Origin of the sequence: Bacillus sp. CR71, from assembly GCF_003429245.1 — a bacterium.
Classification (GTDB): Bacteria; Bacillota; Bacilli; order Bacillales; family Bacillaceae_G; genus Bacillus_A; species Bacillus_A thuringiensis_S.
Genome location: NZ_CP031748.1, coordinates 5,188,930 through 5,205,132, shown reverse-complemented (window position 1 = coordinate 5,205,132; position 16,203 = coordinate 5,188,930). Strand labels below are relative to the sequence as shown.

The following is a 16,203-nucleotide window of genomic DNA, read 5'->3' as shown; positions in this document are numbered from 1 at the left end:
GGGATATATAAGTTATGTCAAAAAACATTTTAATTGTTGAAGATGAAGATATATTACGTGAAATATTAAAAGATTATTTTTTAAGTGAACAATATGTAGTGTTTGAAGCGAGGGACGGGAAAGAGGCTTTAGTTGTATTTGAGGAAGAAGAAGTTGATTTAGTTATTTTAGATATTATGTTGCCAGAACTCGATGGATGGTCTGTTTGCCGAAGAATTAGGAAGACGTCCGAGGTGCCTATTATTATGCTGACGGCGCGCGTAGATGAAGATGATACGTTACTTGGTTTTGAACTTGGGGCAGATGACTATGTGACGAAGCCGTATAGTCCACCCATTCTATTAGCAAGAGCGAAACGATTATTAGAAAGTAGAAAGGCATCGAAGAAACCTTTAGAGAATGAAGATGATACGTTATCGATTCATGGCATCCAAGTTCATTTTCCGTCACGTACTGTTACTGTTGATGAGGCAGATGTTAGTTTAACGCATACGGAGTTTGAAATATTAGTGTATTTCATGAAAAACCAAGGAATTGTACTAACAAGGGAACAATTAATTTCAAGAATTTGGGGATATGAATTTGCTGGTGATGATCGAACGGTTAATAGTCATATTCGTAATTTAAGAAATAAATTAGGAGAGAAGGCAAAGTACATTACAACTGTAGTACGAACAGGTTATAAATTTGAGGGAAATGTATGAAGAAAGGAATTGTACTAAAATTATTTACTCTTACAACAGCATTATGTATGTTGATTTTAGCGACGATATTTATTGGACAAACGATATTTTTTAAACAATATTATGCGAATCGAAAAGTGGAAGATATTAAAGTGAATTTAAATTCCTTTGAGAAGAATTATCTAAACTACACAGGAAATGCAGAAGGAATTCAGAAACTTGAGCAAGACTTTTTTAGGGAAAATAATACGTGGATTACGACACTAGATCAGAATGGGAATTTAAAACATGTGGATGATTTTTATTTTGAGGTAACGATAGATCGTAGGCAACAAAAGAGCTTTGGACAACAACTATTCAAGATACCCTTATACAATCTCGTCAATATAGAGGAGATTGATAATAAATCATTAGAGCAGTTTTTAGGACAAGAGATTTATTTTTCTGGAGTGAGAAAAGAAGATAGTTTTATTCCATTCTCTTTTTCTTTATCTAAGCAGAATTTAAGTGGATCTAATAAACCGTTAGAAAAAGCATTTCAGGAGAAAATAAAATTAGATGAGGAGAAAAAGAGAGCGGCTGGGGAGCAACTTGCTAAGGAAAAGAAACCAGCCGTACAGGAAGAAGCTGCTCAGGAATTAGGCGTTTACATAGGAGGACGTGTTACAAAAGTACAGTTACCAGATGTAAACGGTCCTGTGAATCCAATTTATAAAAATAGCATATTTTTAGATAATATTAAGGGTTTTCAAACCGATTTATTATTAAAAGAAAGCAATAAAATACGATATACAACACAAACAATAGATTATGAAAAGAATGATATAAAATATAAATTATTAATTAAGCCAATAAAAGAAAAAGACGGATCAGTAGCATATATATATGCAATGGCTTCTTTACAGCCTGTAGATGAAGCTGTACAAATGGTGCAAGATTATTACATATACATCATTGCATTTGTAGTCGTTCTTATTTTTTTAGCTTCGTTTTATTATTCAAAGCAAATTGCCAAACCGTTATTAAAAATAAATGATACGACGAAGAAAATAGCGCATTTAGATTTTACAGAAAAAATACCGATTACTTCAAAAGATGAAATTGGTGATTTATCGAAAAATATTAATATACTTTCTAACAAATTAAATTCTCATATCGGACAGCTTGAACAAGATATTGAAAAGGAAAGAAAGTTAGAAAATACACGGAAAGAATTCATTTCTGGTGTTTCGCATGAATTGAAAACACCGCTGAGTATTATGAAAAGTTGTATTTCCATTTTAAAAGACGGGGTAGCTGAGCATAAAAAAGAGTATTATTTTCAGGCGATGGAGAGAGAAGTAGACAAAATGGATACTTTAATTTTGGATATGCTTGAGTTAGCTAAATTTGAATCTGGTACATATAAAATGAAAAAGTCTTCGTTTTATATTGATACAGTAATTGAAGATATATGTGAACATCTATCTGTGGAAATAGAGAAAAAAGAACTTCATGTTCATAAAAATATACGTTCATTTGAAGTGATTGCAAATCAAGGCCGAATTGAACAAGTCATTGTGAACTTCATTACGAATGCAATACGTTATACACCAAATAAAGAGGATATTATTATTTCGACAATAGATGATAAAGATCGTATAAAAGTGTGCATTGAAAATAAAGGTACTCACATTGAAGAAGAACAATTAGATAAAATTTGGGATCGCTTTTATCGCGTGGATGCAGCTCGGCAGCGTTCACAAGGTGGGACGGGACTTGGGCTTGCTATTTCTAAAAATATTTTAGAATTACACGATGCTGAATATGGAGTAAAGAATACAGGAGACGGTGTATTATTTTACTTTTACTTACCGAAAAAAGCGTAGATAATGCATGCTACGCTTTTTTTAATTTATTTTCATACTATCTTTACCTAATCTTTATTTTTAAACGATATAATCTGGTTAGAAAACGAGGTTATGTAAGGAGTCGATGAACCGTGCATAGCAATTGGCTAAGTATAATGGTATTTATTTTCTTTTGTGCATTTATTGTATTTTTAATTGATATTACGATATGAAAAAAGAGCGCTCATTAAGCGCCCTTTTTTTGTGTATTCATTTGATAAGCACTGATGCTTTTGAATAAACGTGGTGAAGTGATAAATAAAAATATAAGTAAAACGGTACATAGAATATAGGAACCAATCATTGTACTACCGTTAAATATTAAAGAATATAGAGCTGCTGATTGTCCTTTTGGTGCATATTGTCCCCAGAAAATGATACCAGCGATAAAGTGACAGAAGTAACGAGCTAGACTACCGATAAAAGTAGCGACGATAATATATCCAATTACTTTCTTCCCTTGGTTTGGTTTTGATGAAGGTTTGTCTTTACGGCTACCTAAGTTTGATTGTTCTTCGTTATTTTCATTGGATGTTAAAAGCGCCTTTTGAATTGGACGATAGAATAAACCAGCAAACCCAATGAATGCGAAAGCAATGAAGTATTCAATTAATACTTGAATTGGTGTTACGATAATGGCATCGCCTACGACAATTTGTAATAATCCCCAAATTAAGCCTCCTAAGAAAGCCATTTTGAAACCCCAGCGATAAGCGATAATAAAAATAGGAATCATTGCAAAAGATATAGAACCGCCTGTAGCTGATATTTTTATTGAAAGTGGTAAAATGTCGATGACCATGGCGAAGGCTGCAAGAATAGCAGATTCAATCATCGCTTGTAAATTGGTGTTACGCATGTTGTCTCCCCCTAAATCCAAGTTGTACAAAAAAGAATAGATATCATAGGAGGATACGAAATACGTAAATGAAAAGAGGTATGTATTTCGGACGTTTGCACAATCCCTGCGTTAGCATTAACTAACAGGTTCGAAGGGTCGGAACGAAGTGTTCCCTCTCAGCGGCATGGCTCCCCCAGTGATAACGAGATTCTTTATTTGTTATTGTTTATTGTAAGCGAAATGGATGGGAATGGCAAACGAATCTGTTATGACAATTATTGAAATAGAATTGTAGCGAAATGTTAATAAATATGAAGCAAAAGGGTATAGTACAAGAGAAATAGAGTGTGCTATAATTCTTCTGAAAATAATTATCATTCTCTTCGGAGGGGGAAGGTTATGAGCTTAGTAGATATTAAAATCGGTGAGAAAGTGCTAGTGAAAAGTGTTCAGTCTTTAGATTATTTACTAAAGAGAAGATTGGCTGCTTTCGGTCTTTCTGAAGGAAGCGAACTTCGTATGAAGCAAAAGGCGATGTTCAAAGGTCCTTGTACATTGGAGTGTCGTGGACAGTTAATTAGTATTCGTCATTGTGACGCGAAAATGATAAAGGTGGAATTAGCGTGAATAAGGTTGCTTTGCTAGGGAATCCAAATACAGGAAAGACATCATTATTTAATGCACTTACTGGTTCTTATGAATACGTAGGAAACTGGAGCGGTGTAACAGTAGAAAAAAAGGTTGGTAAATTAAAAGATAGACAAGGAACATTAATTGATTTACCAGGTGTTTATGATTTAAATCCAGTTTCACGTGATGAAGGTGTTGTAACAAACTTTCTATTAACAGAAGAATTTCAGCATATGTTAAATATTGTGGATTCTTCGCAGTTTGAACGAAATATGCATTTAACGTTGCAGTTGCTCGAATTTGGCAAGCCAGTTTCAATTGGTCTAAATATGGTTGATGTGGCGAAGCAAAGAGGAATTGTGATCGATGTAAAACGTTTATCCGAATTATTAGGCGTAACAGTCGTTCCTGTCGTTGCAAGAAGTGGAAAAGGTTGTGAAGAACTACTTGCGACCCTTAAAGAAAATGACAAAAACGAGAAAAAACCATTCATTATTTCATATGGTGTACAAATGGATGAAGGAATTGAAGAGGTAATTTCTCTTTTAGAGAAAGCGAATTACGAGCATCCGAGATGGTTAGCACTTCAATTTTTAAGCAATAACGAAGTAGTAGAAAAAGAAATAAAAGCATTACCAATTTATAAGGAACTTGTAGCCATTCGATCTCGCCTAGAGGGAAAACTTGATTGTACGTTGGAAGAGCACATTTACAAAACTCGTGAAGCGTATATTGAAAAGTTAAAAACAAATGTTATGAAGCATGAGAAAGAAGGGAAAATTCCTTTTTCGGAAAAAATTGATAGACTAATTACGCATAAAATTTTAGGACTTCCAATCTTTTTAGCAGTTATGTTTTTTATTTTTCAGGTTACGTTTACGTGGATTGGGACACCTTTATCGGATATGTTAGATGAGTTTTTTGGTGGCCAGCTTACGGATTGGGTGACGGTTGGACTTACAAGTATTGGAGCTTCTCATTTTATTCAAGCGCTCGTTACAGAAGGTATTATTGCCGGTGTTGGTGCTGTATTAGTATTCGTACCACAAATCTTTGCACTATTCTTTTTCATTTCATTATTAGAAGACTCAGGATATATGGCGCGAATTGCAGTTGTTATGGATCGAATTATGGAGTTCTTCGGTTTAAACGGAAAAGCGTTTATTCCGATGATTATCGGTTTTGGATGTAACGTTCCAGGTATTATGGCAGCGAGAACGATTGAACAAGAAAAAGAACGTTTACTTACAGTTCTTGTAACACCATTTATGTCTTGTTCGGCACGTTTGCCTGTATACGCATTATTTGCGGGCGTATTCTTCCCTCATAGTCAGGCAACTGTTGTATTTTCTTTATATGTTGCAGGTATTGTTCTTGCATTACTAGTTACAAAAATTATGTCTCTTACAATTTTAAAAGCGGAAAAGTCTATTTTCGTAATTGAACTACCTCCTTACCGCGTGCCACAAGCGAAAACGTTATGGCTAAGCACGTGGGAGAAAGGGAAAGGATTTGTTCGTAAAGCAGGTACATTCATCTTTGGTGGTTCTGTTGTCATTTGGTTATTAAACTATGCAGGTCCATCAGGATTTGGTGTTGATATGGGAGACAGTTACTTAGCGATGATTGGTGGGTTTATCGCACCGTTATTTGCACCGCTCGGCTTCGGAACGTGGCAAGCTGCAGCATCCCTTTTAACAGGATTTTTAGCAAAAGAAGTTGTCGTTTCTACAATGGCAATTATTTATGCAGTTAAAGAAGATGTGCTTGGAAACGTAATGGGAGCACATTATACAGCATTATCAGCTTATGCATTTATGTTCTTTATTTTATTATATGTTCCATGTTTAGCGACGGTGGCTGTTATTAAACGTGAAACAGGATCAGCGAAATGGACGATTTTCTCAGTCGTTTATCCACTCGTTGTTGCTTATGTATTAACGCTTATTATATACCAAGTTGGATCTTTACTAGGATTCTAAAAGGAGATGTATAATGATGGTCAATATTATAATTGGAGCTATCATTTTTGGTTATGCAGCATACACGTTAGTTAATTTTGTAAAGAGAAGTAAAAAAGGAAAATGCGCAGCATGTTCTTTAAATAAGTCATGTCAGTCGAAAACTTGTAATCCGGATATGGAACAAATTGCTCATAATAAATAGAAAAAAGCTTTGCGAATTGCAAAGCTTTTTTGTTTTACTTTTTAATTTTTACAAGTTGAGAAGCTTCGACGCCTTTGTAACCAGGGAACTCTTTACTTGGGTCTTTATCAAATTTTAATACACCTACAGATTTTTCATCACCTTTTACACTGTTGTAAGTTGCGTCATCGACAATCGCATACATATCTGTATATGCACGGCCACTTCCGATAATTGTGTTGCCTTCATATTTTAATTTTGCCCCATCAAGTGTAGCATTTTCTACTTTTTCTTTTGCAAATAATAAACCTTGTTCTGTTGTTACAGCTGGTAATTTATCAAGTGGTTTCGTGTTGTCTTTTTCATCAACTTTGCTAAGTAACTCTTTTTTCACTAGTTCTTCACCAGTTTTCTTATCCATTACAAGAACTTTTTTACCATCTAATGTTGTCATTTTCATTTTATAGAAGTCTTTTTCTTTCACTTCTTTTTTGTTTTTATCTGTAATTTGCTGAACTTGTTCTTCTGAGCCGTACAGTACAAAACCGTTCGCTTTCTCTCCTAATAAAGAACAACCTGATAATGCACCAAATGAAATTGCTGCTGCTAATCCGATTCCTACTAATTTTTTCATGATGATTTCTCCTTTTATATGTTTTATAGTAAATACAATTTTTGTATTATTGCTTACATGTGAAGAAGCTTGTTTGTTGCTTCTGGTATTAGTGTATAAGAAATATCAGAATGCAACTATCGAGTTAGCTTACAGTAACATTACACTTATGTAATTTAGTGAAATCGCACAAAAGTAAGTTAATTTCAAAGAGGGATAATGAGAATATATTATAAATACAATATTGTATATAGAATGTCATATTATAATGGATGTATTTTGGAAATAACATGTAAGGACATATTAGTTTTGTTATAATAAACAAATAGGCTGTAAAATGAATATTCTTTACTGTAAAGGGAGATTTTTCAGTTTTCCAAGTAGTGAATTTGAAATATGAGGTTTATCATAGGAGGAATTTAGATGTCTGTATTTAAACGATTAAGAGATTTAACAATGTCAAATGTGTATTCATTAATTGAAAAAGCGGAAGATCCAGTTAAGATGACTGATCAATATTTACGCGATATGCAAGCCGATGTACAAGAAGCTGAGAAAAGTGTAGCAGCTCAAATCGCACTTGAGAAGAAATTCAAAATATTATTTGAAGAGCAAGAAGCACTTGTGAAAAAACGTGAAGAGCAAGCTCATATGGCTGTTCAAGCTAATAACTTAGATCTTGCGCGCCGTGCATTAGAAGAAAAACAAAATGCAGAGCAAAAAATGAATGAATATAAAGCAAGCTACGAGCAAAATAAAGCTGCTGCTGATAACCTGCGCCTTAAGCTAGAAGAAATGCGCAAGCAATTAACAGAGCTGAAAAATAAACGTGAAACACTTGTAGCACGTGTAAATGCAGCGAAAGCACAGAAAAATATTAATCAGGCAATGTCTGGATTTGATTCAAATTCAGCAAAAGCTGGTTTAAGCCGTATGGAAGAGAAAGCTCTTCAATTAGAGGCTGAAGCGGAAGCAAGCGGTGAAGTTTATAAGAAAGAAAAGTCATTAGATGATGAATTCGCAAGCTTAAACAAAAATGCTGCTGTTGACGATGAATTGGCTCGTATTATGAAGCAGTATGAGAAATAATATAGAATAAAGACAAATGAACCGACATGTCTAAACAAATTCATGTCGGTTTTCTATTATATTTTTGAGGAGGTTTTGCAATGACATGGATGAATGTAGTTGCCATGCTTGTATGGACTGGAGCGAGTGCAGTACTTTTATTTGCAATTATGTGGGTTGATTCAATTTTTACAAAATACAATGATTTAAAAGAAATCAAAAATGGAAATACAGCTGTAACAACTCGTTTTATTATGAAATTATTTGCACAAGGATACATTTTATCTCAATCAATCACGAAAGCAAATGACTTATGGCAGGCGCTTCTTGCTTCAGCAGTTTCTTTCGTTATTTTATTAGTTGTAGAAATGTTTATCGAATTTGTGTTAAAGAAAATGTCTGGCTTAGATTTAGAAGAAGGTACGAAAGAAGGTAGCGTTGCACATGCGATGTTAGCTGGATCATTACATATTGTTGGTGCACTAATTTTAGGTGCTTGTTTATAAAGAGAAAAGGAGGGGTAGATCATGAGTTTATTTAAACGAATTAAAAATATAATGAAAAGCCCAGAGCCACCGAAGCCGGAAAAGAGTCTTTTAACGTTAGCTCCTGGCGATATGATTGAAGTTTCATTAGTTATGTACGAATTGACTGGGAAAACGAGTATGCATTCTCGTAAAGAAATTGTTTTAACACTGCAAGATGGAAAAGATATTCGTTATTTAAAAATTGAAGATCGTGAAAATACGTATTACAAATTATATACTCCAATTGATGGTCGCTTAGATTCAATTGATGAAATTCCGACGACAATTGAAATGGATGATACTGAGTACCATATGGAAGAACAATATAACGGACGTGTTGTTGTGATGGGGAAAACACCATTCTCAGCTTCAGAGGAACAGTACGTATGGGAATTCCAATCAGATAATCGAAAATTATTGCGTATTGAATGGCAAAATGGTCGCACAATGATGTATGAGGGAGAAGCAATCATTCCTGCTGATGTACAAATTATAAGAGCAACGTAAGGGGGCGTAATCATGTCAAACCGATTGTTTACCATGATTAAATCGTTTGTGATCCCTATACTTGCTATCGTTATATTACTTGTTGTTGCTGGTTATGCCTTATCAGGTTGTCAAGGCGGGCAGACAAAGTCGATTCAAGACCGTTATCCACTTGAGTCTGTCGCAAAGGAAGGTAAACAAGAATCTTACGTGTATAGGGCCGCCAATCGGTCAGTTCCTGAAGTAGCGAAGGAACTCATTAACGAAAGAGAACCGAAGCAAGCATCTAAAGAAGACGAAAATCAAATGTTCCTCGTTTATTCTGACAAGATTTATAACTTGCAAAAGGATAAAGAGAAACCATCGGATACGTTAATTGAAATAAGTAATAAAGAATTTGTCCGTCAAAATTATCAACCGTCCTTCTTGCAAGGATATATTATGGGTAGCATATTAAACGATATATTTGGTTCACGAAAATCATCATACGGTGATTATCGAGGATATAACGACAGACAAAATCATAAACCAGTCATTCCAGAGAGACCACCTACGAAAGAAGAAAAGAAAACCCCACCTCCAATTACGAAGGAAGGGAAAGGGTCTATTATTAAGCGAGGCGATAATGTAGATTCGAAACCATCAGTAGGTGATAAGGGAAGTATTACTGAAAAAGGAAGTAATACGACGCCCCCACCCTCTACTGGAAGCAAGGGTAAAATTACAAAAACACCAGGCGGTTCAAGCGGATCAGATGTGAAGCCGAAATCATCTATTAAAACTCCGCCAAGGAATACATCTCCCCCGAAAACGAGGGTCGGTGGTTCAGGAAAGATTACGAAGAGAAGATAGTGTAGAGACCGAAAAGTGTAAATTACTTTTTGGTCTTTTTTTGTTATGGGAATTAATTCCTTATAACTGGTACAATTGAAGTATAAGGAGGGGATAGTATGACTACGTATAAAAGATTTAGTGTAATTATGTTCCTTGTATTATTCCTCAGCTTGTTTATTAGCACGACAATGAAATTTCATTTTGTAGTAGGTATTCTATGGATACTGTGTACATGCACTTTATTTTTGTATATCCCGCTGCGTTTTCAACATGAAGTGACGGCTTTTCAAAAGTATGTAGCGTGGATTAAACGTGGGAGTCGGTGGGGCGAGTAAAAATATATCTACGTACTGGGAAAAACTTACAACTATAGCGATTTAATAATAAGAAGAGGGTGTGCCAAATTGTTGGCCCACCCTCTTTTTCATAATGATTAATGAATATCACGTTTCTTGAAATTACCGCCTTTTACTTCTGCTACGTCATAAACTGTAATAAAGGCGTGTGGATCGATTTCATTAATAAGTTCTTTCATTTTACTTTCTTCTAAACGGTTAATTACACAAGAAATTTCTTTGAATTTCTCTCTTGAATAACCACCGTATACTTCGTTATATGTTGCACTTCGGCCTAAACGATCGCGAATTGTTTCTACCATTAATTCAGGCTCTTTTGTGATAATTTTAAATGCTTTTGAACCACTTAAACCAACTTCAACGATATGAATCACTTTCGAAGCGATAAAGTAAGCAATTGCCGAAAGGATAGCTCCTTGAAGGCCGAATACCGTTGATACGAAAATAAATACGAACATGTTTAAGAATAAAATAAGGTCACTCGTTCCAAATGGTAACTTACGAGAAAGCAATACAGCTAGCATATCGATTCCATCTAATGCCCCACCGTTACGTAATGCTAGTCCCATACCAAAACCGATAATAATACCACCAACAACTGTAACTAATAATGTATCGCCTTCGATAATAGCTGGTATTCCGTGCATGACAACGGTACCTATTGCTAATGAAGCGATTCCAATAATAGAATAAATTGCAAAGCTTTTACCGATTTGCTTATATCCTAACCAAACGAAAGGAATGTTAATAACTGCGATTAGAGCTCCTAATGGCAATCCAAATAATCTTGAACTAACGATACTTAAACCAGTCACACCACCGTCTGATACGTTATTTGGAATTAATACTGCTTCTAATCCGTACGCTGTGATAAATGCCCCAATAATAATCATCAAAGCTTTCGAAGCAATTTTTAGCTTATTGGGCTTGTTTTTGATAATTTTCTCCATATAATTTCCTCGTTTCAAACTAGTTTCTTGTTTGTTACATAATTCACACCTAAATTTTATTTTAACATTTAATTTGAAAAAATTCTCCTTTAATGGATGTATGCAGGGAATATTATGACCATATTATTATTTTAAATACAACTGTAGAAGATTAGAGAGTGGTCATAATTTTAATATGAAAAAGTAGAATGAATAGTATGGATATATACATTTGGGGCACTAACCTTAGGGAGGGGGTTATGTGGGATACTGTACGAAATGTGGAAATGAAACGAACGAGGGCAACAAGTTTTGCGGGCAGTGCGGGGAGAGTCTTAGCTATAAAACGGTAGGGGGAAGTTTTCCGAATAGCAGTTCTAATAGTAGTATAGAAATTTTTTCTTTAGTCGGTTTCATCACTGGATTAATATCTTGGTTTATAAACTTATGGGGGCTTATTGGTAGTGTAGCTATCGTATTTTCTATATTGGGTTTAAACAAAAAAGTGACGGGTACGAGTAAAACATTTGCTATTGTTGGAGTGATTTCTGGAATAATTAATGTGTTGTATGCTGTTACGTTATTTATTTAAATTTGATGAACAAAAAGGTATAAAAAAGTCCCCTGTGCATAAAGCATTCAGAGGAATTTTTATTTGATAGCTATTAAGAAACAATAAAACTAATTACTGTTAGGAATAAAGCGAAGCCTAAAATAGTTCCACATATTTTCATATGGCGCTTACGTCCCATAACAACAATTGCGACATATTCACGAATCATTGCGTTAGGCCAGTAATAAAATGCAGTTTTTGATCCGATTCCTTGGCTATTAAGGCCAGCTTGTCTTGCATATATACCAGCGCGGAAAAGGTGGAAATTATTCGTTGTAAAAATACTTCTATACTTACCTTCTGTTTTTAAAGAATCCATAATTTCTTTAGAGAACAACATATTTTGATATGTGTTTACAGAGCGATTTTCTTGCACTGTATGTTCAAGAGGAATTCCTTTTTCAACAGCATAATTTTGCATCGCTTCCGCTTCTGGAAGGCCTTCATCTGGACCTTGACCACCAGAGAAAATAATTGTTGGTGGTGTATTCACAGCTGCTTGTTTCCAATAAAAGTCGATAGCTTTATTAATACGACTTGCAAGTAAAGGTGGTACTTTATCATTAATTAAGCCGCTACCGAGAACGATGATGAAATCTTGATTACGTCTTGGTCTGTTGAATTGATATAAAAAATATGCGCTTAAGAAGTTAGATAAATGCACAAAGAAATACATAGTTATAAGAGAGATAGCAGCAAAGATAAATTGAAAATGCTCTGAGAATAAATTTGCTGGATTTATGATAGGGAGCATTATAAAGAATAAAATCCCTAAAGCAGCAATTAAAGTTAAAGAGTTTGTGAAGCGTCTTCCTTCACGTTGCATTAAAATTTTTGCATTAAGAAAGAGTCCGAACATTAAAGCGACTATAGCAAAAGGAATCATTACAAGTAGTGCTAACATGGGGATGATAACGATAAAATGTAAATCGTTATTACCAGACTCAAATGAGGCTATAGCGCAAAATAATAGAAATGAACAGATAAAGGCATTAAATAAAAAGCCGTTTATTATTTTCCGCGGATCTTTTAAATACGAGATAAGAAAAATAATAAACAATATAAGAGGAATAATTCCAAAATACAGCATAAATATAGTACACCTCAACTTGTATAAGAATTTGACATACCTTTTATATTACATGATTATATAAGTAAAAATGAAAGAAAAAGGATTTTGAATTTTCTCAATAAAATATATGGATACATATGTTACAATATATTCAAAGCGATATATTAAAAGTAAAATGGTTGAAGAGGCACTCAGTAGAGTGCTTTTTCTTTTTGTATGTAATTGTGCATATTATATTTTTTTTCAAATGAAGAGGATTACAATATAAGTTGTAGACAGACTTTATAAAGCAGAATTTAATACAAACATTTCCCTCTACTTTTTGTATCTAACAATCGTATAACAATAAATAATTCTGTTTTATAGTGTCTGTTTTTGAAAGGTGGCTTCTTTGAAGGCACTTTTTTTTTATTAGTATAGATAGTTTTCACTGTTAGCATAGTGTAAACTATCTATACTAAACATTAGCAATCTTCCGTATAAATATTATCAATTTACTATATATTCCAGTGGTGTTAACCTACATATGAAAGGCTTTCTTTTTCAAAATATTACCCCTAATAAAATTTTGAAGAAGTCAACTGTCTCCAAACTTGTCTTTATGCTTAAGGAAAAAGCACTCAATTTGAGTGCTTTTTCTTATTAAAACATGCTATTTTTCTAGGCGATTTTCATAAAATAAAAGTAAAGAAATGAAAGTGGGTGACAAAATGCCAGCAGTTGTGGAAGGTGTTATTATTGAAAACTGCAATGGAACAATTAATGTAGGTGATAAATATAACGTACAGCCGATTGAAAAGACGAAAGCTTACAATGGATCGGGATCATCAAATACAGGAATGAAAGTACAAACGTTTAGCGGAATTAGTACAGCTGATGTATGGGATAATGATGTGAATGACCAGGGGATACAGTTTACTTTATAGCACAATATGTAAAATTGCATAAAATGATGAAGTTGCCCTATGATACAATCTAGCTGTGAGCTGTTAATGATTCTTCTGTATTATAGTTGTTAGATTAGAAATATAACATCTTATTAAAAATCATACGTATAAAAAAGACACTTCAACCGAAGTGTCTTTTTTTATTTTAGTGATACCCTTTAGCAGAGTCTTTATGAATTTTATTTTTAAAGATACTGTAGCTCCAAAGCTGATATCCAATAACGATTGGTACCATGACCATTGCAACGAAGAACATAATCTTTAAGTTTAATTGACTACCAGCTGCGTTGTATAACGTTGTACTGTATGCATCGTTAATACGAGATGGTAACATTCTTGGGAACATACCTGCAAAGCCAGTTGTCATAAACATTGCGATTGTTAGGCAAACGAATGTGAATGCAAGGCCAATTTTATGTTTGTACACCATAATAAGTGCGAGTACACTCATTAACATTGCAAGTACTGGAAGAATGAATAGTACCGGATATTCCGTAAAGTTTTGGAACAAGTTTGTCCGATTAGCAGTTGCTACATAGAAGATAGCTAAAATAATAGCTGCTGCCATTGAAAACGGTCTCGCGATTTTATAAGCACGGTCGGATACTTCACCAGTCGTTTTAATCATGACCCAAAGGGCACCGGATACGACAAATATAGCAGTGAAGAACAATCCTCCTAAAATACCGTAATGGTTTAATAAGCTAAGTAAATTTCCTTCATAACCATTTTTTCCGATTTGTAGTCCGTAATAAAGATTAGCGAACGTAACACCGAATAGGAAAGCAATTAAAAAACTCCCAATTGCAAATGCCCATTTACAAGTTTTTTGCCAAATCGGTGAATCATCTTTATGCATGAATTCCAGCCCAGCGGCACGAGCAAATAGTGCAAGTAATACTAAGAATAACGGTGTATAGAGATAACTAAACATATTTGCATATGTGACTGGGAAGGCAGCAAATGTTGCGCCACCAGCTGTAATTAACCATACTTCATTACCGCCCCAGAATGGGCCAATTGCTTCTTGTAATTGATTTCGTTCTTGTCGATCTTTCGTAACGAAAGGGAAAATCATTCCGTTACCAAGTGCATACCCATCAAGAATGAAGTAAACTGTCCAAATCACGCCCCATAAACCAAACCAGATGATTGCAAGCATATCATGAGACATGAGCCACACCTCCCTCAGTAGCAGGTTCTTCTAATGCTGCAGGTCCTTTTTTCGCGAACTTCAGCATTAAGTATACGTCTGCAATTAAAAGTAAAGTGTAGAACAAAATTAAACTAATTAATGAGAACCAAATTTGTGGAACTGATATAGGCGATACAGATTCTGCTGTACGCATTAGTTTATATACTGTCCATGGTTGACGACCTACTTCAGCGACAATCCATCCTGCGTTAATCGCGATATAAGGAAGTAAGACAGACCATATTGTAATTTTTAAATAACGTTTTGAGTTTTCTAGTTTTCCTTTTCGGTTTAAATAGAAGCCGTACCAAGTTAATGCCATAAAGAACATACCAAGTGCAACCATTAAGCGGAAGCTATAATACACGAGGTTAACATTTGGACGTTCATCTTTCGGAATATCTTTTAAACCAACAATTTCGCCATCAAATGAGTTTGTATAGAAGAAGCTTCCGAGTTTTGGAATCGTAAGGAATTCAAAGTTCTTCTCATTTTTTACATCAGGAATTTGAACAATTGAGAAGCCTTGTCCTTTTCCAGTTTCCCAAACTGCTTCCATCGCAGCTCCTTTTGCTGGTTGATATTTAGCTGCTGATACACCAGATTGATGTCCCATAAACGGTGTAATTGTTGCGGCGAATAAACCTAGCATTAAACCAAACTTAAATGATTTTTTGAAGAATTCCACTTCGTTTTTACGTAATAAGTGATAGGCACTAATTGCCATAACGAAGAAAGCACCTACGATATAACAACCAATGACAGTATGGAAGAACATATTCCAAGCATATGGATTTGTAACGAGTGCCCAGAAGTCATTTAATTCAGCGCGGCCGTTACGTACTACGTAGCCAACAGGGTTTTGCATAAAGCCGTTTGCTGTAATAATCCAAAGTGCGGAAATATTTGTTCCAAGTGCAACCATCCACATACAGAAGGCACGGAACTTTGGTGAAATTTTGTCTTTACCGAATAACCATATTCCCATGAAAGTAGATTCTAAGAAGAAGGCAACAAGTGCTTCAATTGCGAGAGGTGATCCGAAAATATCTCCCATATATTTGGAGTACTCAGACCAGTTTGTTCCAAATTGGAATTCCATCGTAATCCCGGTTATAATCCCCATTACGAAGTTAATTGTAAATAATTTACCCCAGAAATTTGCCATTTTACGGTATGTTGGATTCAATGTGCGGGCGTATTGAGTTTCCATACATGCTACTAAAATGACAAGTCCGATTGTCAAAGGTACAAATAAAAAGTGATAAAAAATAGTAATTGCAAATTGAAAACGACTCAGTAACAGAACGTCGGACATAATGAATATTCACTCCTTTTTTACATTATCTACAATCAGTTTATAGTGAAAATACGT

Annotated in this window: 18 protein-coding genes and 1 riboswitch; of the genes, 12 read left to right on the top strand and 6 right to left on the bottom strand. The window is 34.6% G+C overall.

Annotated elements, in window-relative coordinates; all coding sequences use genetic code 11:
* Positions 1 to 14 precede the first annotated feature (14 nt).
* Both DOS87_RS26290 and DOS87_RS26285 read left to right on the top strand, forming a co-directional pair.
* Entirely contained in the window at positions 15 to 704 is a 690-nt protein-coding gene (locus DOS87_RS26290) for a response regulator transcription factor (protein ID WP_000041850.1), read from the top strand.
* Complete coding sequence (locus DOS87_RS26285; protein ID WP_000715418.1) at positions 701 to 2,551, top strand: sensor histidine kinase; 1,851 nt, start codon at positions 701 to 703, stop codon at positions 2,549 to 2,551. Before DOS87_RS26290 ends, DOS87_RS26285 begins: the two co-directional genes overlap by 4 nt.
* Before the next feature lie 208 nt (positions 2,552 to 2,759).
* Here DOS87_RS26285 and thiT read toward each other — a convergent pair whose 3' ends face one another.
* Positions 2,760 to 3,431, bottom strand: coding sequence for an energy-coupled thiamine transporter ThiT (thiT, locus tag DOS87_RS26280; protein WP_106082378.1), 672 nt, complete (start codon positions 3,429 to 3,431; stop codon positions 2,760 to 2,762).
* A gap of 85 nt (positions 3,432 to 3,516) precedes the next feature.
* Positions 3,517 to 3,618, bottom strand: a riboswitch (TPP riboswitch).
* Between the two features lie 194 nt (positions 3,619 to 3,812).
* Between thiT and DOS87_RS26275 the strand changes: the two genes are divergently transcribed.
* The 3 genes from DOS87_RS26275 to DOS87_RS26265 are packed head-to-tail and all read left to right on the top strand — an operon-like array spanning position 3,813 to position 6,209.
* Positions 3,813 to 4,040, top strand: a complete 228-nt coding sequence (locus tag DOS87_RS26275; RefSeq protein ID WP_000060521.1) for a FeoA family protein — start codon at positions 3,813 to 3,815, stop codon at positions 4,038 to 4,040.
* Positions 4,037 to 6,025 (top strand): ferrous iron transport protein B, encoded by a 1,989-nt coding sequence (gene feoB / locus DOS87_RS26270; protein ID WP_001044862.1) that lies wholly within the window; start codon positions 4,037 to 4,039, stop codon positions 6,023 to 6,025. Before DOS87_RS26275 ends, feoB begins: the two co-directional genes overlap by 4 nt.
* A 13-nt stretch (positions 6,026 to 6,038) precedes the next feature.
* Positions 6,039 to 6,209, top strand: a complete 171-nt coding sequence (locus tag DOS87_RS26265) for a FeoB-associated Cys-rich membrane protein (protein WP_000989591.1) — start codon at positions 6,039 to 6,041, stop codon at positions 6,207 to 6,209.
* A 34-nt stretch (positions 6,210 to 6,243) separates the two neighbouring features.
* Here DOS87_RS26265 and DOS87_RS26260 read toward each other — a convergent pair whose 3' ends face one another.
* Positions 6,244 to 6,822 (bottom strand): lipoprotein BA_5634 family protein, encoded by a 579-nt coding sequence (locus tag DOS87_RS26260; RefSeq protein ID WP_000737467.1) that lies wholly within the window; start codon positions 6,820 to 6,822, stop codon positions 6,244 to 6,246.
* Positions 6,823 to 7,224: 402 nt separating this feature from the next.
* Here DOS87_RS26260 and DOS87_RS26255 point away from each other — a divergent pair, with 402 nt between their 5' ends.
* The 5 genes from DOS87_RS26255 (at position 7,225) to DOS87_RS26235 (ending at position 10,051) form a co-directional block, all read left to right on the top strand.
* Complete coding sequence (locus DOS87_RS26255; RefSeq protein WP_151525358.1) at positions 7,225 to 7,890, top strand: PspA/IM30 family protein; 666 nt, start codon at positions 7,225 to 7,227, stop codon at positions 7,888 to 7,890.
* 80 nt (positions 7,891 to 7,970) lie between these two features.
* Positions 7,971 to 8,375: a DUF350 domain-containing protein gene (locus DOS87_RS26250; RefSeq protein WP_000220087.1), complete on the top strand. Its 405-nt coding sequence runs from the start codon at positions 7,971 to 7,973 to the stop codon at positions 8,373 to 8,375.
* Positions 8,376 to 8,396: 21 nt separating this feature from the next.
* Positions 8,397 to 8,903 carry a DUF4178 domain-containing protein gene (locus DOS87_RS26245; protein WP_000051750.1) on the top strand — a complete coding sequence of 169 codons (507 nt, stop codon included), beginning with the start codon at positions 8,397 to 8,399 and terminating at the stop codon, positions 8,901 to 8,903.
* Between the two features lie 12 nt (positions 8,904 to 8,915).
* Positions 8,916 to 9,734, top strand: coding sequence for a DUF4247 domain-containing protein (locus DOS87_RS26240; protein WP_000071190.1), 819 nt, complete (start codon positions 8,916 to 8,918; stop codon positions 9,732 to 9,734).
* Positions 9,735 to 9,832: 98 nt separating this feature from the next.
* Positions 9,833 to 10,051, top strand: a complete 219-nt coding sequence (locus DOS87_RS26235; protein ID WP_000214757.1) for a hypothetical protein — start codon at positions 9,833 to 9,835, stop codon at positions 10,049 to 10,051.
* A gap of 98 nt (positions 10,052 to 10,149) precedes the next feature.
* Here the strand turns inward: DOS87_RS26235 and DOS87_RS26230 are convergent, their stop codons facing one another.
* On the bottom strand, positions 10,150 to 11,022 hold the full coding sequence (locus tag DOS87_RS26230) for a YitT family protein (RefSeq protein WP_000411240.1): 873 nt from the start codon (positions 11,020 to 11,022) through the stop codon (positions 10,150 to 10,152).
* 241 nt (positions 11,023 to 11,263) lie between these two features.
* On the opposite strand from DOS87_RS26230, the gene DOS87_RS26225 reads away from it, so the two are divergent.
* Positions 11,264 to 11,593 (top strand): zinc ribbon domain-containing protein, encoded by a 330-nt coding sequence (locus DOS87_RS26225; RefSeq protein WP_000540175.1) that lies wholly within the window; start codon positions 11,264 to 11,266, stop codon positions 11,591 to 11,593.
* Between the two features lie 73 nt (positions 11,594 to 11,666).
* Here DOS87_RS26225 and DOS87_RS26220 read toward each other — a convergent pair whose 3' ends face one another.
* Entirely contained in the window at positions 11,667 to 12,701 is a 1,035-nt protein-coding gene (locus DOS87_RS26220) for a YdcF family protein (protein WP_057187512.1), read from the bottom strand.
* A 677-nt stretch (positions 12,702 to 13,378) separates the two neighbouring features.
* Here DOS87_RS26220 and DOS87_RS26215 point away from each other — a divergent pair.
* A complete protein-coding gene (locus tag DOS87_RS26215) occupies positions 13,379 to 13,612 on the top strand; it encodes a spore germination protein (protein WP_002005871.1) in 234 nt (77 codons plus the stop codon).
* 166 nt (positions 13,613 to 13,778) lie between these two features.
* On the opposite strand, the gene cydB is transcribed toward DOS87_RS26215, so the two are convergent.
* The gene (gene cydB, locus DOS87_RS26210; protein ID WP_000017662.1) at positions 13,779 to 14,807 is read right to left on the bottom strand and encodes a cytochrome d ubiquinol oxidase subunit II; all 1,029 of its coding nucleotides are present in this window, start codon (positions 14,805 to 14,807) and stop codon (positions 13,779 to 13,781) included.
* Complete coding sequence (gene cydA, locus DOS87_RS26205) at positions 14,797 to 16,146, bottom strand: cytochrome ubiquinol oxidase subunit I (protein ID WP_001286166.1); 1,350 nt, start codon at positions 16,144 to 16,146, stop codon at positions 14,797 to 14,799. Before cydA ends, cydB begins: the two co-directional genes overlap by 11 nt.
* Between the last annotated feature and the right edge of the window lie 57 nt (positions 16,147 to 16,203).